This window comes from Devosia lucknowensis (assembly GCF_900177655.1).
Classification (GTDB): domain Bacteria; phylum Pseudomonadota; class Alphaproteobacteria; order Rhizobiales; family Devosiaceae; genus Devosia; species Devosia lucknowensis.
On record NZ_FXWK01000001.1, the window covers coordinates 1,277,334 to 1,296,586 of the forward strand.

General features: G+C 62.9%; 21 protein-coding genes. 13 read left to right on the top strand and 8 right to left on the bottom strand.

Annotation, left to right across the window (positions count from 1 at the left end; all coding sequences use genetic code 11):
- The first annotated feature begins 41 nt into the window (after window positions 1-41).
- A complete protein-coding gene (gene lipB / locus CCK88_RS06035; protein ID WP_425290628.1) occupies window positions 42-791 on the top strand; it encodes a lipoyl(octanoyl) transferase LipB in 750 nt (249 codons plus the stop codon).
- A 24-nt stretch (window positions 792-815) separates the two neighbouring features.
- Window positions 816-1,349 carry a DUF4282 domain-containing protein gene (locus CCK88_RS06040; RefSeq protein WP_086469577.1) on the top strand — a complete coding sequence of 178 codons (534 nt, stop codon included), beginning with the start codon at window positions 816-818 and terminating at the stop codon, window positions 1,347-1,349.
- A gap of 88 nt (window positions 1,350-1,437) precedes the next feature.
- Here the strand turns inward: CCK88_RS06040 and CCK88_RS06045 are convergent, their stop codons facing one another.
- A complete protein-coding gene (locus CCK88_RS06045; RefSeq protein ID WP_086469578.1) occupies window positions 1,438-1,815 on the bottom strand; it encodes a DoxX family protein in 378 nt (125 codons plus the stop codon).
- A 305-nt stretch (window positions 1,816-2,120) separates the two neighbouring features.
- On the opposite strand from CCK88_RS06045, the gene rimO reads away from it, so the two are divergent.
- Window positions 2,121-3,446 (top strand): 30S ribosomal protein S12 methylthiotransferase RimO, encoded by a 1,326-nt coding sequence (gene rimO / locus CCK88_RS06050; RefSeq protein ID WP_086469579.1) that lies wholly within the window; start codon window positions 2,121-2,123, stop codon window positions 3,444-3,446.
- Between the two features lie 85 nt (window positions 3,447-3,531).
- Entirely contained in the window at window positions 3,532-3,756 is a 225-nt protein-coding gene (locus CCK88_RS06055; RefSeq protein ID WP_086469580.1) for a DUF6894 family protein, read from the top strand.
- Here CCK88_RS06055 and CCK88_RS06060 read toward each other — a convergent pair.
- Window positions 3,753-4,667 (bottom strand): phosphotriesterase family protein, encoded by a 915-nt coding sequence (locus CCK88_RS06060; protein ID WP_086469581.1) that lies wholly within the window; start codon window positions 4,665-4,667, stop codon window positions 3,753-3,755. The two genes, CCK88_RS06055 and CCK88_RS06060, sit on opposite strands and share 4 nt — an antisense overlap.
- Window positions 4,668-4,797: 130 nt before the next feature.
- Between CCK88_RS06060 and CCK88_RS06065 the strand changes: the two genes are divergently transcribed.
- The 8 genes from CCK88_RS06065 (at window position 4,798) to folK (ending at window position 12,111) form a co-directional block, all read left to right on the top strand.
- On the top strand, window positions 4,798-6,567 hold the full coding sequence (locus tag CCK88_RS06065; protein WP_086469582.1) for an SLC13 family permease: 1,770 nt from the start codon (window positions 4,798-4,800) through the stop codon (window positions 6,565-6,567).
- Between the two features lie 190 nt (window positions 6,568-6,757).
- Window positions 6,758-7,009, top strand: a complete 252-nt coding sequence (locus CCK88_RS06070; protein ID WP_086470841.1) for a GlsB/YeaQ/YmgE family stress response membrane protein — start codon at window positions 6,758-6,760, stop codon at window positions 7,007-7,009.
- Between the two features lie 174 nt (window positions 7,010-7,183).
- The gene (locus CCK88_RS06075) at window positions 7,184-8,164 is read left to right on the top strand and encodes a sulfate ABC transporter substrate-binding protein (RefSeq protein WP_086469583.1); all 981 of its coding nucleotides are present in this window, start codon (window positions 7,184-7,186) and stop codon (window positions 8,162-8,164) included.
- Between the two features lie 195 nt (window positions 8,165-8,359).
- Complete coding sequence (gene cysT, locus CCK88_RS06080) at window positions 8,360-9,190, top strand: sulfate ABC transporter permease subunit CysT (protein WP_086469584.1); 831 nt, start codon at window positions 8,360-8,362, stop codon at window positions 9,188-9,190.
- Window positions 9,191-9,407: 217 nt separating this feature from the next.
- Complete coding sequence (cysW, locus tag CCK88_RS06085) at window positions 9,408-10,220, top strand: sulfate ABC transporter permease subunit CysW (protein ID WP_086469585.1); 813 nt, start codon at window positions 9,408-9,410, stop codon at window positions 10,218-10,220.
- 188 nt (window positions 10,221-10,408) lie between these two features.
- Window positions 10,409-11,263: a dihydropteroate synthase gene (gene folP / locus CCK88_RS06090; RefSeq protein ID WP_086469586.1), complete on the top strand. Its 855-nt coding sequence runs from the start codon at window positions 10,409-10,411 to the stop codon at window positions 11,261-11,263.
- 15 nt (window positions 11,264-11,278) lie between these two features.
- A complete protein-coding gene (folB, locus tag CCK88_RS06095) occupies window positions 11,279-11,662 on the top strand; it encodes a dihydroneopterin aldolase (protein ID WP_086469587.1) in 384 nt (127 codons plus the stop codon).
- Complete coding sequence (gene folK / locus CCK88_RS06100; protein ID WP_086469588.1) at window positions 11,662-12,111, top strand: 2-amino-4-hydroxy-6-hydroxymethyldihydropteridine diphosphokinase; 450 nt, start codon at window positions 11,662-11,664, stop codon at window positions 12,109-12,111. The genes folB and folK overlap by 1 nt, the downstream gene beginning before the upstream one ends.
- Before the next feature lie 7 nt (window positions 12,112-12,118).
- Here the strand turns inward: folK and CCK88_RS06105 are convergent, their stop codons facing one another.
- The 6 genes from CCK88_RS06105 to CCK88_RS06130 form a co-directional block, all read right to left on the bottom strand.
- On the bottom strand, window positions 12,119-12,910 hold the full coding sequence (locus CCK88_RS06105) for an ATP12 family chaperone protein (protein ID WP_170926374.1): 792 nt from the start codon (window positions 12,908-12,910) through the stop codon (window positions 12,119-12,121).
- Window positions 12,903-13,577: an HAD-IA family hydrolase gene (locus tag CCK88_RS06110; RefSeq protein ID WP_086469590.1), complete on the bottom strand. Its 675-nt coding sequence runs from the start codon at window positions 13,575-13,577 to the stop codon at window positions 12,903-12,905. Before CCK88_RS06110 ends, CCK88_RS06105 begins: the two co-directional genes overlap by 8 nt.
- A complete protein-coding gene (locus CCK88_RS06115) occupies window positions 13,574-14,563 on the bottom strand; it encodes an RluA family pseudouridine synthase (protein ID WP_086469591.1) in 990 nt (329 codons plus the stop codon). The genes CCK88_RS06110 and CCK88_RS06115 overlap by 4 nt, the downstream gene beginning before the upstream one ends.
- A complete protein-coding gene (gene crcB, locus CCK88_RS06120) occupies window positions 14,560-14,943 on the bottom strand; it encodes a fluoride efflux transporter CrcB (protein WP_086469592.1) in 384 nt (127 codons plus the stop codon). The genes CCK88_RS06115 and crcB overlap by 4 nt, the downstream gene beginning before the upstream one ends.
- A complete protein-coding gene (locus CCK88_RS06125; RefSeq protein WP_086469593.1) occupies window positions 14,943-16,256 on the bottom strand; it encodes a replication-associated recombination protein A in 1,314 nt (437 codons plus the stop codon). Before CCK88_RS06125 ends, crcB begins: the two co-directional genes overlap by 1 nt.
- 87 nt (window positions 16,257-16,343) lie before the next feature.
- Window positions 16,344-17,816, bottom strand: a complete 1,473-nt coding sequence (locus tag CCK88_RS06130; protein WP_244557440.1) for a DegQ family serine endoprotease — start codon at window positions 17,814-17,816, stop codon at window positions 16,344-16,346.
- 200 nt (window positions 17,817-18,016) lie between these two features.
- On the opposite strand from CCK88_RS06130, the gene CCK88_RS06135 reads away from it, so the two are divergent.
- On the top strand, window positions 18,017-19,201 hold the full coding sequence (locus CCK88_RS06135; protein WP_170926375.1) for a type III PLP-dependent enzyme domain-containing protein: 1,185 nt from the start codon (window positions 18,017-18,019) through the stop codon (window positions 19,199-19,201).
- Window positions 19,202-19,253 lie beyond the last annotated feature (52 nt).

Below are 19,253 nucleotides of genomic sequence, written 5' to 3' on the forward strand. Positions count from 1 at the left end.
ACGATGCGCGCGGATTCGTGTTCCCTCAAAATCGGTCAGGGCTGGTTATGGAAGAGTTAACGCCGGACAGTGAAACGTGCCAGATCGGATCGAAACTGCATCGGACCGATGATCGCACCGTCGAATGGCGGATTTTCGATTCTCCCGTCGACTACGAGACGGCGCTTGCCATGATGGACGAACGCGTCGCCCGGATCGCCGAGGGCGCTGCGCCCGAAGCCGTCTGGTTGCTCGAACACCCACCGCTTTACACCTCGGGCACGTCAGCCCTGCCTGAAGATTTGCTCAACCCGCGCTTCCCGGTCTATCCGGCTGGTCGCGGCGGGCAATACACCTACCATGGTCCCGGCCAGCGCGTGGCCTATGTCATGCTCGATCTCACCCACCGCGGCCGCGATATCCGCTGCCTCGTCCAGGGTCTCGAGCAGTGGATCATCGATACGCTTGCGGCGCATAACGTGACGGGCGAGCGCCGCGAAGGCCGCGTCGGCGTCTGGGTCCAGCGGCCCGACAAGGGCATCGGTCGCGAGGACAAGATTGCCGCCATCGGCGTGCGCGTGCGCAAATGGATCACGTTTCACGGCATTGCCCTCAATGTCGCTCCCGATCTCTCGCACTACGATGGCATCGTCCCCTGCGGCATCACCGATCAGGGCGTCACGTCCTTCGAGGATCTGGGCCTGCTCGTTTCCATGCCGGAAGTGGATTCCGTGCTGCGCGGACGTTTCGAAGCCCTATTCGGCGCAACTGCGCTTGCCATCCCGGCCCTGTCCGACCAATTTGCATCCTGACCAACCGGATTCGAGGAGCCCCTCATGACTTTGGACGATCTCAAGCGCCTCCTGACGCGCCAGACGCTGTTTCGGCTCGATGCCATCCTGTCGCCCAAGCTCGTGCCGATCCTCTACGCTCTGGGCCTTGCGGCCATCCTGCTCTGGGCCATCAGCCACTTCTTCTTCCGCTTCGGCTACGGTTTCGGCGATGGTCTCTGGGGCCTTTTGGAGATCGTGGTCTTTGGACTGCTCTCGCTCGTCGCACTGCGCATCGGCTGCGAAGCATTGTTGGTGTGGTTCAAGAGCCACGAGAACACTGGCGAGACCGTGCAGCGCTCGCGCTATTCGGCTTCCCTGCTCGACGAAGTCCGCGACGCCATCCGCGATCTCGCCGAAGAAGGTGAGGAGCGCGACTTCGCCGAGGCCGACGAATACATCACGCCAGCGACCGAACCCGTCCCCTACGTCCCGGGGCAGACCAGCGCCGGCGATCTTCGTGAGCCCGCTACCGAGCCGGGCCAGACCCATAAGCCGCGCCGCACCGCGAGGCGCACTCCGCCCAAGACCATGACCTGAAACAAAAAGGCCACCCAATGGGTGGCCTTTTCTTTATCTCCCGCTCCTCCACGGGGAGGCCGGGTGGGAGAGTCTTGCGTCCGCGCAACTACTTCTTGTTGACGCTCCATGCGCCCGGGCCGGCGAAAACCAGGTACAGAAAGACGAAGCAGAACAGGATGGCGGCGTCGCCACCATTATTCGTCGGGAACAGGTTACCCGGGGCATGCACCATCCAGTAGGCCACCGCCATGGTGCCCGAAGCCAGCAGTGCCGCCGGCCGGGTGAAGAAGCCGATTGCGATCAGGATGCTGGTGATGATCTCGATGACGCCGGCGAACCAGAAGATGCTTCCGGCTGGCGGCAGGAAGTCGGTGGCCGGAAAGCCGAAAATCTTCTGCGTGCCATGCAGGAAGAACAGCACGGCAGTCACGATGCGCAGCACGGCGAGGGCCTGCGGCGCGTAGGCGGAGAGACGATCGAACATGAGGGGGAATTTCCTTTACGCTGCGCCTCACAGGCGCGTTACGGGACTCGTAACCGCTAATTCATCTCGCCGCGGGTGGAAATCGCCTCAACTCCGGACGCACTGTTCACCGTTTGAGATATTCAAGATCGCGTGTTGTTCGCCATTCGCAACCCTGACACGCCCGCATGGAGGGGCAGTCACATTGCGTAACCGCTCAACATTCTGTATCACCCCCATCCAACTCAGCATCGCACCGAAACATTGCTCAGCGGTTTTCGGCCGGATCGATGCACCATTTGCACTAACCGGAAGACGTGACGCGCATGAATCAGGCGCCTAAAATCGGTCTCGTCAGCCTCGGCTGCCCCAAGGCCCTCGTGGACAGCGAGCGCATCATGACCACCCTGCGCGCCCAGGGCTATTCCTTCTCGCGCGACTATGCCGGGGCCGATGTGGTTCTGGTCAATACCTGCGGTTTCCTCGATAGTGCCAAGCAGGAAAGCCTCGAGGCTATTGGCGAGGCGCTCAACGAGAACGGCAAGGTCATCGTCACCGGCTGCCTCGGTGTCGAGGAAAACCTGATCCGCGAGACCCATCCCAGCGTCTTGGCCATCACCGGTCCGCACCAGTATGAAAGCGTGGTCTCGGCTGTTCACGAGCACCTTCCGCCCGTGCCCAACAAGTTCGTGGATCTCGTCCCCGAAAGCGGACTGAAGCTCACGCCGCGTCACTACGCCTATCTCAAGATTTCCGAAGGCTGCAACAACCGCTGCTCCTTCTGCATCATCCCGCAGATCCGTGGCGACCTGGCCTCGCGCCCAGCCGCAGGCATCCTGTCGGAAGCCGAAGGCCTGATCCGCTCGGGCGTCAAGGAACTGCTGGTCATTTCGCAGGATACCAGCGCCTACGGTCTCGACCTCAAATATGCGACCTCGAAGTATCGCGGACGCGAGGTGAAGGCCAAGTTCTACGATCTGGCCAAGGAGCTGGGTGAGCTCGGCGCCTGGGTGCGCCTGCACTACGTCTATCCCTATCCGCATGTCGATCCGGTCATGGAGCTGATGGCTGAAGGCCTCGTCCTGCCCTATCTCGACATTCCCTTCCAGCACGCCTCGCCCAACGTGCTCAAGGCCATGCGCCGTCCTGCCCACCAGGAAAAGACGCTCAACCGCATCCTCGACTGGAAGCGCCAGGTGCCTGATCTCACCGTCCGCTCCAACTTCATCGTCGGCTTCCCCGGCGAGACCGACGAAGATTTCGAGATGCTGCTCGACTTCATCGAGGAAGCCGAGATCGATCGCGCCGGCTGCTTCAAGTACGAGCCCGTGACCGGCGCCACCGCCAACGAGCTCGACGGGGTCGTGCCCGACGAAGTCAAGGAAGAACGCTTCGCTCAGCTCATGGAAGTGGCGCAGAACGTTTCCTTCGGCCAGCTGCAGAAGAAGGTCGGCCGCACCATCGATGTCATCGTCGACGACGTACGTCCCGAGGAAAACCGGGTGATCGCCCGATCCAAGTGGGACGCGCCCGAGATCGACGGCCAGGTCATCGTCGACGAGGCTCACGGCATCAAGATCGGCGACATCGTCTCGGTCAGGGTGACCGATAATGACGAGTACGATCTCTTCGCAGTGCCCGCACAGGCATAGCACCTTAACGGAGCGTTAAATGTGATCAGCGCCCGGGCAACGCCCCGGGCGTTCTTGCGTTCATGGCTCAAAATGGAGCCCTCTCATGGAACGCTATTTCTTCAATCACCGAGACGCCGATGGCCATCTGGAGATGGATATCGACGGCATCATACTGCCCTCGCTGAACAACGCCCTCGATGAAGCCAGCTTCGCCGCCCGCGGCGCTGTCGCTCTCGCCGAGCAGCAGACCGAAGGCTGCTTCGAGATCGAGGACGCCGGCCGCCGTCTCGTCGCCCGCGTCCCCTACGCTGTTCGCGACGAAAACTAGCGCGCGAATGCCTCGAACGGATTGTCATGGGTGAGGCGCGTTATCGTCGCATCGTCAACACCCACCGCCCGCAACGCCGGCAGGAAACTATCGACCAGATGCGTATAGGGCATCGGCGTCCCGCCACCGGGTTGAGCCGGATCGTACCAGCCGCGATCGTGGCTGAGCAGCAGCCGCTCGCCCTGCCCGGCCTCCAGCGCTCGTGTCACCAGCGTCACGACCTCCGCGTCTGCCACGCGCCCGATATGGTCGAATTCCAGCCACGCCCCACGCTCGAACACGGCGCGATGGAGGCCGAAATCGTTCTCCTCCTGCGTGTGGATCGAGATGAACCGGCTCGCCGACCCGCCCTCCGCCTCGATGATGTCGAGCTGGTCGAGTACCACCCGCCCCTTGATCGTATGCGACCCGATGATGGCTCCGGTCTGCGCCGAAGCGCGCGCGGCCGCCCGCAGGATCCTTGTCTCGAGCGGCGTGATCCCCTCGTCCCCGGCGCTGACCTTGATCCAGGCCGCCACGACGCCCGTGTCGTCGACGCCATCGGTCAGGTGACCCACCATCCAGCGCTCGAGCGCCGCTTCGCTCGCATCCCGCACCCAGTCCGGGATCCACGGCTCGCGATAGTTGCCCGTCGGCACCACGATCGGTAGTCCCGTCGCCTTGGATATGGCCAGGTCGATATCGACCCGCAATCCCACCCCGCCCGTCGAGCATTCCACCAGCGCGGTGACGCCTTGCGCCATGATCGCCTCGATCTGCGGCGCCATCAGCCGGACGACGTCGTCGGGGTCGGCCTGCGCATAGCCCTGCTGGTCCGGGGTGCGCAGATCCACGAAGACATGCTCATGCGGCAGGATCAGCCCCAACTGATGCCGCTCCAGAGCGCCCAAAGTCGTGAACAATCGCTTCATCCTTGCCTCCTCCACCCCGGATTTTTGCCACAGGCCCCTCGCGGGCGGAACCGAGGCTGATCTATATTTTCGAGCGCTGCCACCAATTTGATGCCGCCGCGTTGAGAGCATCACCCAACCGGAGTCGCCGATGACCATTCCGCAGATGCTCGCCTTCACCATCATCGCGGGCATGATGGTGGCCTTCATGGTCGGGCGCTGGCGGTACGACATCGTCGCCATATGTTCTCTTCTGGCGGCGCTAGCCGTCGGTATCGTCCCTGCCGATATGGCCTTCACCGGCTTTGCCAACGACATCGTCATCATCGTGGGCAGCGCGCTCGTGGTCAGCGCCGCCGTCGCGCGCTCCGGCATCATGGAAGTGGCCATCCGCCGCTTCCTGCCCGGCCTCAGCGCCCCGCGCCTGCAGCTGATCGTGCTGGTCACCGTCGTCACCATCCTCTCCGCCTTCGTCAAGAACATCGGCGCGCTGGCCATCATGATGCCGATCGCCTTTCAGATGGCGCGGCGCTCCAATGTCTCCCCATCCATGTTCCTCATGCCCATGGCCTTCGGCTCGCTGCTCGGCGGGTTGATGACGCAGATCGGCACGTCGCCCAACATCATCGTCTCGGGCGTCCGCCAGGAACTTACCGGCACGGCCTTCACCATGTTCGATTTCACCCCGGTCGGCGCCCTGCTGGCCTTGGTGGGCATTGTCTTCCTCGCCTTCTTCTACTGGCTCCTGCCCGAGCGCCACCGCGACCAGCACGGTCTCGAAAAGGCCATCGACATCAAGAACTACACCACCGAAGCGCGCGTCCCCGCCGAATCCGATGCCGTCGGCAAGACGGTGGCCGATCTGCACGCAGTAGCCGACGGCGCCGCCATGGTCACCGGCATTGTCGGCGCCACCGGCCATCGCCGCACCCCGCTCCCCGATGCCAAGTTGCGGGCCGGCGACATCCTCATGGTGGAAGGCGATCCCGACGCGCTCGACAAGATGGTCAGCCAGTCGGGCCTCACCTTCTCCGAGCGGCGCGGTGCCGCCACGCGCGACATCGCCGATACTGGCGTCATCGAGGCCATCATCGGCGAAAGCTCGCCCCTCATCGGCGCCAATGCCCAGGAACTGACCCTGTTCGACCGCACCGGCCTCAACCTGCTCGCCATATCCCGCCGCGACCAGCGCTTCACCGAGCGCCTCGGCCAGATCCGCTTCCAGAATGGCGACGTCATCCTGCTCCAGGGCCATCTCAAGCGCATTCCCGAGCTTTTGCGCGAATGGGATTGCCTGCCGCTGGTCGAACGCGGCCTGCGCCTCGGCAGCGTCCGCAACGGCCTCCTGCCCGTCGCCATCCTGCTTGTCGCCATGGGGGCCACCGCCTTCGGCGTCGTGCCGGTCGCCCCGGCCTTCTTCGCGGCAGCCGCAGCCATGATTCTCGCGGGCGCCCTGCCCTTGCGCGATCTCTACAATCAGGTCGACGGCCCGATCCTTGTCATGCTCGCCTGCCTCATTCCAGTGTCGGAAAGCCTGCAGGCCACGGGCGGCACGGATCTGGTCGCCGACTGGCTGACCGCAACTGCAGTCACGCTGCCCGGCTGGGGCGCCCTGGCACTCATCATGATTGCTGCGATGGCAGTCACGCCATTTCTCAACAATGCCGCCACGGTGCTGGTGATGGCGCCTATCGCGGCGGCTTTTGCCACCGGTCTCGGCTATAGCCCCGAGGCTTTCCTGATGGCCGTTGCCATCGGCGCCGGCTGCGATTTCCTCACGCCTATCGGCCACCAGTGCAACACGCTGGTCATGGTGCCCGGCGGCTACCGCTTCGGCGATTACTGGCGCCTCGGCCTGCCGCTCTCTTTCCTCGTCGTCATCGTTGCCGTGCCCGCCCTGATGATCGTCTGGCCCTTCTAGCCGATCAGCAATCGCTCCAGCGGAGCGATTTCCTGCTGGAAGGCCACGAAGGCGATGCCTGAGCGGCCCGCTCTACCTGCCAGTTTTGCGCAAACGACACCCGCACCGGCCGACGGTCACGCGCTCAAAGGCCCACGCAACCCGCCCGCTCACTTCTGCGTTATTGCCCTCGTCAAGCATGGAGGTTGAAATGGGCTTCGACGGAGTTGGGTTTATCGCTGCCATTCTCATCGGCGGCATCGCCGGCTGGCTTGCCAGCATGTTCATGAAATCGGGCACCGGCGTGCTGATGAACATTATCCTGGGCATTGTTGGCGCCATCGTCGCCAGCGTGATCTTCGGTCTTCTCGGCGTATCATTCGGCGGTTGGCTGGGCTACCTCGTCGCCGGCTTTATCGGCGCGTGTATCCTGATCGCGATCGCCAGGGCGGTCCGGCGCTAGCCGTCGCCTTCGGAAGAAATTCGCGTAGAAACGACGCCCGGCGAAACGATTTCGCCGGGCGTTTGTCTTGCGTAAATTACTCATCCAGCACAGGCGTTTAGCCCTTTACGCCCGGCCTTTGCGCAGCGCATCAACGGATCCAGCACGACCCTTTCCGCTGGATATTGCGTCACCATGAACAAGCTTTTCGTCACCGCCGCCTCGCTCGCTCTTCTGGCCACGCCCGCCCTGGCGCAGCCGACCGACATTCTCAACGCGTCCTACGACATCGCCCGCGAACTGTTCGAGGCAGAGAACGCGGCCTATGCCGCGACCGGCGCCACGGTCACCGTCAACCAGTCTCACGCCGGTTCGTCTGCGCAGGCGCGCGCCATCCTCGAGGGCCTGCAGGCCGATGTGGTCACCTTCAATCAGGTCACCGACGTCGAAAAGCTGGTCGAGGGCGGCTTCGTCTCCGAGGATTGGGCGACCGAATTCCCCAACAACGCTTCGCCCTTCTATTCCTTCCCGTCCTTCCTCGTTCGGGCCGGCAATCCCAAGGGCATCGAGGATTGGGGCGATCTGGCCGAAGACGGCGTCCAGGTGATCTTCCCCAATCCCAAGACCTCGGGTAACGGCCGCTACACCTATCTGGCCGCCCGCGCCTGGGCGACCGAGGAATATGCCGGCGACGAAGCGCAGATCGAAGCCTTCCTCACCAAGCTCTTCGCCAACGTTCCGGTGTTCGAAACCGGCGGCCGCGCCGCCACCACCGCCTTTACCGAGCGTCAGCTCGGCGACGTCCTGATCACTTTCGAGGCCGAAACCCTTGCCGTCACCCAGTTGCTCGGTGCCGACAAGTACCAGCCGGTTACGCCCTCGGTCAGCTTCCTCTCCGAATTCCCCGTCGCCATTGTCGATAAGGTCGTGGATGCACGCGGCAGCCGTGATCTGGCCAAGGCCTATCTCGATTTCCTCTTCACCCCGGAAGGCCAGGAAGTCGCAGCCGCCAACTTCCACCGCCCCAATGACGAGACGGTTGCGGCCGCGCATACCGATACCTTCCCCGAAATCCGCCTCGTCACCGCCGAGGATGCTTTCGGCGGCTGGGACGCCATCGCGGCCGACCACTTTGCCGAAGGCGGCCTTCTCGACACGGTTTTCGTGAACCAGTGATAAGATAAGGCCCCCCGCTGCCCCACACACAGCTTGGTCCCTCCCCCTCCTCCAGGGGGAGGTCAGGTGGGGGTTTGCGATACCGGGTGGGTTTCATCTCTGCGAACCAATTCCGTAACCCTCGGGCTTGACCCAAGGGCTCTATCATTTAAGCGGTCAACGGTCCGATCGGCCACAAAGGGACTTACCACACCCATGCCAGCCTCCCGCAGCAAGCACCTGCTTCCCGGCTTCGGGCTGACCATGGGCATTTCCCTGTTCTACGTCACCCTGATCATCCTGCTGCCGCTGGCCGCCATGCTGCTCAAGGTTGGTGGCATGGGCTTTCCCGAATTCTGGCGCATCGTCAGCTCCAGCCGGGCGCTCGCGGCCTATCGGGTCACCTTTTCCTCGGCCTTCTACGCCACCATCCTCAATGGCATCATCGGCCTTCTCCTGGCCTGGGTGCTGACGCGCTACCGCTTCCCCGGCCGCCGCATTCTCGATGCCCTTGTCGACCTGCCCTTCGCCTTGCCCACGGCCGTGGCGGGGCTCGTCCTCGTCACTCTCTTTGCCCAGACAGGCTGGTACGGCCAGTTCCTCGAGCCCGATGTGAAGGTCAATTACACCCAGCTGGGCATCGTCGCTGCCATGACCTTCACCTCCATCCCCTTCGTGGTGCGCGCCGTGCAGCCGGTGCTGGAAGAGGTCGATGCCGGCCTCGAGGCCGCCGCGCAAACGCTCGGCGCCAGTCGCTGGCAGATTTTCACTCGCATCATCTGGCCCACCATCCTGCCCGCCTTTATCGGCGGCTGCGTCCTCAGCTTCGCCCGGTCACTCGGTGAATTCGGCGCCGTCGTCTTCATCGCCGGCAATCTGCCGGGTGTCACCGAAATCGTCTCGTTGCTGATCTTCATCCGCCTTGAGGAATACAGCTACGAGGGCGCCGCGGCCCTGGCCTTCGTTCTCCTGCTCGTCGCTTTCCTCACCCTGATCGCAACCAACGCCCTTTCCGCCTGGCAGACCCGTTACGTGGAAAGAGCGTGATGATGGGTGTGCTCCAGAACTCCGCCCCCATCCATCCATCGTCATTGCCCGGCTTGACCGGGCAATCCATGCACCACCCGATGAGGTCGGGTGGTGACGCTTCCACGAAAGCCGGTTCCCGGCGCCCCTCCCCCTTCTTCATGGGGAGGCTGGGTGGGGGTCTTCCTTCTCCCCTTGCGAGAGAAGGTGCCCGTAGAGGGGATGAGGGGTCCTGCCGATGACCACCCGCCCCACCCTCGCCCCCGGCGCCATCGCCCTCATCGTCCTGGCCTTCGTCCTCGCCGGCCTGATGCTCGTCGTGCCGCTGGCGCTGATCTTCAGCTTTGCCCTGCGCGAGGGCATTGACGTCTATGTTGCCAACATCATCAAGCCCGACACGCTCCACGCCATCTGGCTGACTGTGCTGACCGCCATCATCGTCGTGCCCATCAACATCGTTGTGGGCGCAGCCCTCGCCTGGCTGGTGACACGCTTCCGCTTTCGCGGCCGCCAGCTGCTGATCAGCCTCATCGAACTACCGGCCTCCATGAGCCCCATCGTCGCCGGCGTCGTCTACCTTTTCCTCTATGGCGGCCAGGGCCTCCTGGGTCCCACCCTGATGGGCATGGGGTTCCAAGTCATGTTCACGCCGCTGGCCATCATCATGGTCAGCCTCTTCGTAACCGCGCCCTTCGCCGCCCGCGAACTGATCCCGCTGATGAGCCAGCAGGGCACCGAGGACGAGGAAGCGGCACTCTCGCTGGGCGCCAACGGCTGGCAGATGTTCTGGTATGTCACCCTGCCCAACATATCCTGGGCCATGGTCTATGGTGCGGTACTCACCAATGCTCGCGTCATGGGCGAGTTCGGTGCCGTGTCGGTGGTTTCGGGCGCCATCCGCGGCCAGACCAACACCCTCCCCCTCCAGATCAACCTGCTCTTCAACGACTTCAACGTCACCGGCGCCTTCGCCGCCGCCTCCACCTTGACATTGATCGCCGTCCTGACGCTGATCCTGAAATCCACCCTAGAAGCGCGCCGCCACGGCTGATGGGCGGCTCGTTGCGGCCGGCGCCGACTTTTATCAGCCCACGGTTCCGCCCTCGGGCTTGACCCGGGGGCCTCTCGTCCCCTCCATTGCGGAATCGGCGGGAATGGCGCTTGGGTCTTGACCGCAGGCGGAACGGTGAAGGCGGAAACGCCTGCCAGCCGATAGACCAAAACAGCACGGCGAAGCACATGCCCCACACCACCCACACCATCCCCCTGCGCCACCGCCCGCCGCTGGTCCTCGGCCAGCGTGCGCTTGTCATGGGCATCCTCAACGTAACCCCTGACAGCTTTTCCGACGGCGGCACTCACGACCATGTCGACGCCGCGCTCGCGCATGCCCGCCAGATGCTGGCAGAGGGTGCCGACATCATCGATATCGGTGGCGAGAGTACCCGTCCCGGCGCCGAACCGGTGCCGGTTCAGGTCGAACTCGACCGGATCATGCCGGTCATCGATGCCCTTCGCGCCGCAGGCATCACTGCCCCCATCTCCATCGACACCATGAAGCCGCTGGTCGCCCATCAGGCGCTCGAGGCGGGGGCCGACATCGTCAACGACGTCAACGGCCTTCAGGGCGCGCCGGAAATGGCTGAGATCGCCGCCGTCATGGGCGCGCCCATCATCGCCATGCACTGGGACCGCAGCTGGACCGCCGATACCGATCCCCTCCCTGCCATGCTCGCCTGGTATGAGGCCACCTTCGCCGCCGGTGCAGCGGCAGGCCTCGACCCCGCCCGCATCATTCTCGATCCCGGCTTTGGCTTCACCAAGACACTGACTCAAAACTACAGCATCCTGCGCCAACTCGCTGATCTGACTCGCGCTTTTCCGGACAACCCGCTGCTGGTCGGAACGTCGCGAAAGTCCATGATCGGCAAACTGCTCGACAACCAGCCACACCAGCGCCTGCCTGGCACCATCGCAACGACGGTTCAGGGCTATGAGCGCGGCGGCCATATCTTCCGCGTCCACGACGTTGCCGCCAACAGCGATGCCCTTCGCGTAGCCGAGGCGACGCTGTACAATCCCCCGACCGCCTGAACCCACGAGCCTTCCATGACCGCACCCTTTACCGGCGACCGCATCATTCTCAACGACGTGGGCTTTTATGGCTTCCACGGCGTCTTTTCGGAGGAAGCCAAACTCGGGCAGCGCTTCTTCTTCGACCTGCAATGCGGTGTGGATCTCTCGGTCCCCGCCAATACTGACGAGCTTGGCCACACCCTGTCCTATTCGGATGTCTATGAGGTCGTGAAAGCCACGTTCGAGGGCAAGCGCACCAAGCTGATCGAAGCGCTGGCGCAGAACACCGTTACGGCCCTGTTCGAAGTCTTCCCCGAGATCACCTGGATCATCATCCGCATCCGCAAGCCCGAGGCTCCGATCGCCATGGTCAGCGGCGAAGCCGCCATCGAGCTTCACCGCGTCCGGCCCGCCTGATGGCCACCGCCTGGCTTTCCCTTGGCGCCAACATCGGCGATCCGGCAGCCCAGCTCGCCGATGCCATCGTCCGTCTCGACGCTCACCCGCAGATCCGCGTCGTCGAACAGTCGAGCGTCATACGCACCAGGGCTTGGGGCAAGACCGATCAACCCGATTTCGCCAATATGGCCGCGACGGTTGAAACCGACCTTCTGCCCATCGACCTCCTGCATGCCTGCCTCGACATCGAGCGTGACATGGGCCGGATCAGGCACGAGGTCTGGGGACCGCGCCTGATCGACATCGACCTGATCGCCTATGAGCGGCTGGAGATGGACACGACCAAACTGATCCTGCCTCACCGTTTTGCGCATGAGCGCGACTTCGTCCTTGCGCCGCTGCGCGAGATTTCGCCGGATACGGCCGACTGGATCAGCTCACGACACGCCAAGGACGGCAAACGCTAACCATATGCTAGCGAATTGGCCCCTGACGCAGTGAATCGACGACGGAAACGGCAATATCGAACTCGATTCGACGCTTTTGGCGACGTTCTGTCGCTTCTTCGTCCTCACCCCAAAGACGGATCTGGTGGTCCTCGTCCACATGCGCTGCGGTCCACACGTCATCCGCGCTAACCAGTTGATGCAGCAGCGCAATTGCCAGCAGGCCAGACCCTGTTAGGCCTGTTATCGACACCAGCGCGGTCAGGCTGAGCAATCCCTGCCCCTCCAACGCCGCATCCAGCTTTTCAAGGGTGCTAACCGGCTGTGGCTGATGGATAATTCCAATAGTTGGCTGAAATCCGACCTCGAACTTCCGCGCCAGCTTCACCAGCACATCGTCCCAGACCCGCTCCTGCTCGTCGACCAATTCTTGTGGAGAATCAGCACGATAGAGCAAGAGATCATTGCCGGCGAACTTGCCGATCTCGGCCCGGAAGGCGGGCACCATTTCCTCGCCGCTCTCCAGCGCCGAGTTGATCAGCCGCGTCATCGGCATGGTCGCCGGATCGATCACCTTGTCCTGCGCCGCCCATTCCGCCGCCATCGCCTGCGCGAGGTCAAGTACCGGCAGGATAACAGGAATTTTCTTGCCGGGCGTCTTCAGCGCCCGTCCGTCAAGCGTAATGGCATAGCCATCTTCTCCCCGGGCCACATCCACCGTGCTATAGAAGCGCTTGGGCAGTTCCACCTGGTTGAGATGCTGCGCCCGTCCGTATCCGTCGTCCCGATGCTTATGGGCTTCTTCGAGCTGGTCACGCATGATTGGTCTCCAGAACGCGGTCGATAGCGTCGCAAAGTTCGGAATAGTCGTCGACGAGAACATCTGCGCCGGCGCCGCGCAATTCGTCGGGATCATGGTAACCCCATGAAACACCTATAGTTTTCGCCCCCGCCGCCTTGCCCATCTCCATGTCGAACGTCGTGTCGCCGATAATGACCGTCTGGTTCGGCTCGGCTCCCGTTTCCGCCATCGCCCGCAACATCATGCCTGGATGCGGCTTGGACGGATTGTGATCGGGCGTCTGCAGGGTGGAAAAATGTGCTGCAATTCCATGCAGTTGGGTCAGTCGGCGGACTCCTGAAAGTCCCTTGCCGGTCGCAATTCCAAGGATAGTCTGCGACTGCGCCTTCAGCTGATCGAGCGCCTCTCGGGCACCAGGGAAAAGCCCCTCGCGCCCCTCGGCCGAAACCAGCGAGGCGCGGTAATGCGCCCGATACCTCTCTGCCAATTCATTCGCCAGATCAACGTCTTGCGTCCCGAGCAGCTGCAGCATCGCCTTGGGCAGTGAAAGCCCGATGACCCGCCGCGACTGCGCTGGGGTCGGCACTGGCAGCCCGGCTTCGGCGAATGTGGTCGCCATATGCTCCGTAATCAGCGCCTGCGTATCGATCAGCGTGCCGTCCATGTCGAACATGATCAGCCTCACGCCGCGTCCTCCGGGTCGTTGCTTTGGGCATCGTAGCGGTCGGCTTCAAAGCCGAGGGCCTCGAAGCTCTGGCGCATGTGCGGCGGCAAAGGCGCTGAAATATCGATCTTTTTCCCGTTCCGCAGCGGCAGGGCTATGCGTCTCGCGTGCAGATGAAGCCCTTCCCCCAGACCCGGAGCCGGCATCCAGTTCTCGATGTTGAAGTAGCGCGGATCCCCAATGATCGGCGTGCCGAGTTGAGCCATGTGCACACGCAACTGGTGCGTGCGTCCGGTGACCGGCTTCAACGTGACCCAGGCAAAGCGGCGGCTGGCCGTATCGGTTGTTGAGTAGTAGCTCGACGAGTGGACCGCGCCGGGCGCGCCGTTGCGAACCACCACCATCTGCTCGCCATCGGTCGTCTGCTGTTTCGCCAGGAAGCAGGAAATCTCGCCCTGACGGGGTGTCGGATTGCCCGCCACGATCGCCCAGTAGATCTTCCGCGCCGACCGCGACCGGAATACCGAACCGAAATGCTTGGCGGCAGCGGCGGTCTTGGCGACCACGAGGCAGCCCGAGGTATCGCGGTCCAGGCGATGGACCAGCCGCGGCGATTCACCGGCTTTGTTCGGCAGGTTCTTCAGCAGGCCGTCCATGTGACGCGTCGTGCCGCTGCCACCTTGTACAGCCAGGCCATGCGGCTTGTTGAAAACATAAAGATCGTCGTCCTCGTAAAGGATCAAGTCCTCGAGAAAGCGAACCTCTTCAGCATTGACCTTGAATGGGCGCACCGTATCCGGGTCATCGACCGGCGGTATGCGAACGATCTGGCCTTCAACGAGACGCGTACTGGTCTGCGCCTTCGCCTTGTCGACCTTGACCTCGCCATTGCGGATCAGTTTCTGCAGGCGCGCGAACCCGACCTGCGGAAAGTGCCGCGCAAACCATCGGTCGAGACGCATGCCGTCGTCATCTGCCGTAACTTCCCGATGTTGAACGCCGCTCATGTCATGCCGCCTCTTGTAATCAGGAGCCCGAGATATAGCCCGGCGAGACAAACCACAACCGACAAGCCGACATAGAGCGCCGCTTGGCCCATTTCTCCGCGCTCCATCATCATGATGGTGTCCAGAGAGAAGGAGGAGAACGTTGTAAAGCCGCCCAGAATTCCGACGGCCACGAATAGCCGGATTTCAGTCTGCCAGTGCGGAAGAAAGCGCGCCAATAGGCCAATGGTGACACCCATGGCCATCGAGCCGACTGCGTTGACCAACAGTGTCGCGAGCGGAAAGGACGACGACCAGAAACGGCCGACGACGTTGCCCGCTGCGTAGCGAGCCATGGCGCCTATGGCGCCGCCGGCTCCGACGAGAACCATGCCCAGCATCAGCTGTCGTCCTTTTTGGTCGCCCTCAACCGCTCAAAATAGTCCATGCGCTTGCGCAGGTCCCGCTCGAAACCGCGCTCGACCGGGTGGTAGAAGGCCTGCCTTCCGATCTTTTCCGGAAAGTACTCTTGCCCGGAAAAAGCTTCGGGCGTGTCATGATCGTAGATATAGCCATCGCCGTAACCCTGCCCCTTCATCATCTTGGTCGGGGCATTAAGGATCACCATCGGCGGCATGGGTGAACCCGTTGATTTCGCGACAGAAACCGCGGCCTTGTAGGCGGTGTAGACGGCGTTGGATTTTGGCGCCAGCGCCAGATAGACCACGACCTGGGCGAGCGATAGCTCACCTTCCGGCGATCCGAGCATCTGGTAGGCATCCCGCGCTGCAACAGCCAATTGCAGGGCTTGCGGATCGGCAAGACCGATGTCTTCGGACGCCATCCGTATCAACCGCCTGGCCAGAAACAATGGATCTTCCCCGGCATCCAGCATGCGGGCGAAATAATAGAGCGCAGCGTCGGGATCGGACCCCCGGATTGTCTTGTGCAGCGCACTGATCAGATTGTAGTGCCCCTCCTGCGCCTTATCGTAGATCGGCGCTCGACGCTGAACGATCGTCAGCAGGCTGTTGGCATCAACCGTCTCGTCCTCCCCCACCGATGCGAGGAGTTCCTCGACCAGCCCGAGCAAGGCGCGTCCATCGCCGTCGGCCAGGCCCAGAAGGGTCTCGCGGGCGGTCTCATCAAGCGGAAGCCGCGACCCCAGTAGCGTTTCGGCCCGCTCCAGCAGCTTTTCGAGATCGTCCCGACCGAGCGACTCGAAACGCAGGACCTGACTGCGGGACAGCAGCGCGGCATTGAGTTCGAAGGACGGGTTCTCGGTCGTGGCGCCGACCAAAACCACGGTACCGTCCTCCATCACCGGGAGGAAACTGTCCTGTTGCGCACGGTTGAAGCGGTGGATCTCATCGACGAACAACAGGGTGCGGTGCCCCGAGAGTCTTTCGAAGCGAGCCTTCTCGAAGACCTTCTTGAGGTCAGCAACGCCCGAGAAGATTGCGGAGATCTGCTCGAAACGAAAATCGATCTGGTTCGCCAGGAGCCGGGCAACGGTTGTCTTGCCCGTCCCCGGCGGTCCCCAGAGGATCAGTGAACCGAGCCGCCCCGAAGCCAGCATGCGTCGCAGCGTGCCGCCCTCGCCGAGCAGGTGCGTTTGCCCGATGACCTCGTCGAGGCTGCGTGGCCGCAACTGGTCGGCAAGCGGGCGGGCCTTGTCGGTTTCGGACGGGTCTGCGGCAAAAAGATCTGACATTTGCTCTCAATAGCAGAGCTGAAATCTCCCTGCACTAACCTCGCGCGCTCGACCCGGGATGCCGAGCACGTCGACCGATGCTGGTCCTTATCCGCTGACAATCGCCCGCGTGACGCGGCCGTCCCGCTGCAGGATGATCTGCCAGGTGCGGACGCGCTGGGATGCCTGCTGCTCGAACGCCTGCGCATCAGTCATCTCGGTGTCGTTCAGAGCCAGGATGACGTCGTCGACCCGCAAGCCCATGCCCTCTGCCGGCGAGCCTGCCTCGATGGCGGTCACGATGACGCCCTTTGCGTCATAGGGCAGCCCCTTGGCCTCGCTGAGCGCCGGATCGAGTTGTCGGACGGTCACACCGGCAAATCGGGAGTTGGCTGACGGCGCGATGGCGGCGACAGCGTCCTGCTCGGCCGACGGTGCCGCCTCGATGGTAAAGGCCAGCATTTCGGTCGCGCCACCGCGCAGACGTTCGAGTTGCGCGACATCCCCGATGGCCTTGGTGGCCAGACGGAAATTGAACGCGCTCGGATCGTCAACGCGCTGTCCATCGACCGAGAGCACCACGTCCCCGGCCTGAAAGCCTGCTCGCTCCGCTGGGCCGCCCGGGGCCACCTCCGTGATCATGGCTCCATGCGGTGCCGGCATGCCCAGGCTCGCCGCGATATCCGCATTGACCGCCTGCATCTTCGCCCCGAACCAGGGCCGGACGATATCGCCACCCGACACACCCGCCTCCGCGACGACACGAGCCATGTTCGACGGGATGGCAAACCCGATCCCGACCGATCCTCCTGTCTGTGAGTAGATGGCGGTATTGATGCCAACCAGCCGGCCATCGAGATCGACAAGCGCACCCCCCGAATTGCCGGGATTGATGGCCGCGTCGGTCTGGATGAAGAATTCGTAGTCCGATGCCTCGACGCCGGTGCGCGCCAGAGCGGAGACGATACCTGAGGTCACGGTTTGACCGACACCGAACGGATTACCGATGGCCAGCACGAGATCGCCCACCAGCAGGTCATCGCTATTGGCGAAGGTGACCGCTGGAAAGGTGACATCGCGCGGCTCACGCACACGCAGAACCGCCAGATCGGTCTGCTTGTCCTCGACCACGAGGTCCACGGCGAATTCGCGGCCGTCGTTGAGCGCGATGCGGATATCCGTGGCCCCGTTGATGACATGGCTGTTGGTAAGGATAACGCCTCCGGCGTCGACGATAACCCCGGAGCCGAGCGACCTGGATTCCCGCGGCCGGCTCTGGAACTGGTCGCCGAAGAAGCGCGAGAAAAACGGATCGCTGGCAAAGGGCGACGTGGCCTGCTGCTCGATGCGGGTCGCGTAGACATTGACGACCGAGGGAGACACGGCCTGAACGACCGGGGCGAAGCTGAGCTTTACCTGCGCATCGGTTTGCGGCACCGCGCGTTCCTCAACTGCGGGCGGCGCTATGCTGGCCTGTGCCACGGGCGGCTCATGGCTCGTCCAGGACGTGACGGCAACAGTTCCGGCGACGGCCATGAGAACCAGAGCGAGGGAGGAAAAAACGAAGGTGCGCAGCGACATAGCTCAACCTGCAGACTCAATTTGTGAGCCACAACTCCGGCTCATGACCACATGAGCCAGACGCCTGAAATCTGTCACGAAAATGACGTTTCCGCCGTGTTGGTTTGTGCCGCAAATAAACGTTTGCGCGAGGGGGCGCACCGCCCTATATGCAGCGCTCGTTTTCAATATTTCTCCAGCCCCGAAAGGCCTGTTGTCCAATGACTGACGAGCCGAAGACCGTTTACGCCAACACGTCGGCCCTGATTGCCGCCGAGGCGCCGGACTTTCCATCTTTCCTGTTTTCAGAGAAGGAATTCCACAGGGCTGTGAAGGTCTTCAGGAAGGGCTTCGACGGTCTTCTCACGTACGCCGTCAAGTGCAACCCCTCCCCGCACATCATTGCGCAACTGCACCGCGAAGGCCTCAAGGCTTTCGACGTGGCGTCGAACACCGAGATGGAGCTGGTGCGCGACCATGCGCCCGGCGCGGTGATGCACTACAACAACCCGATCAAGAACAAGCGCGAGATCGAACGCGCTTATGAAGAGTTCGGCGTCCGCTCGTTCACCATCGATCATCCCCAGCAGCTCGACCAGCTGGCAGCCGTCGTCTCGCCTTCGCGCGACGTCGAGGTTACCACCCGCTTCAAGGCCGGCAAGGCACTCAAGTCCTACGACTTCGGCATCAAGTTCGGCGTCATGGAACAGGGCGCGGCCGAAATCGTCACTGCCGTCGAGAAGATGGGCTATACGCCCAGCCTCTGCTTCCACGTCGGCTCGCAGTGCGAAGACGCTTATGCCTATGAGCGCCATATCGCTGCTGCGGCCCGCATTGCGGAGGAAAGCGGCATCGAACTGAAGCGTCTCAACATCGGCGGCGGCTATCCGGCCCCCTACCCGACCAGCGAGGCGCCGCCGATGGACTATTATTTCGAGACCATCGCCCAGGCCGTATCCGATCATTTCGGCGACAAGAACAAGCCTGAACTGATCATCGAGCCCGGCCGTGCCCTCGTGACGTCGTCGACGTCCCTACTGCTGCGCGTCAAGCATCAGCGCGGTGGCCAGTCGGTCTATGTCAACGATGGCGCATATGGCTCGCTGATGGAAGTCAAGTTCATGCACTTTACGCCGCCGGTGCGCGTCTGGCGCGGCCCGCGCCTGCACGACAACAATGGCGAATTCTCCGAATTCACCATCTGGGGGCCGACCTGCGACAGCTACGACGTGCTGCCCCAGGTGTTCACCCTCCCGGCCGACATCGACGAAGACGACTGGATCGAGTTCGGCCTGATGGGCGCCTATACCCAGGCATCGCTGACGCCCTTCAATGGCTTTGACCGTCGCGACCAGTATTGGGTCGAGGACGTCTATACCGGCAAGGACATGGCTCCGGCCGAGTAACCGCCGAACGTGTGTGTTGAGGCCGCCTTCGGGCGGTCTTTTCATTTGAAGG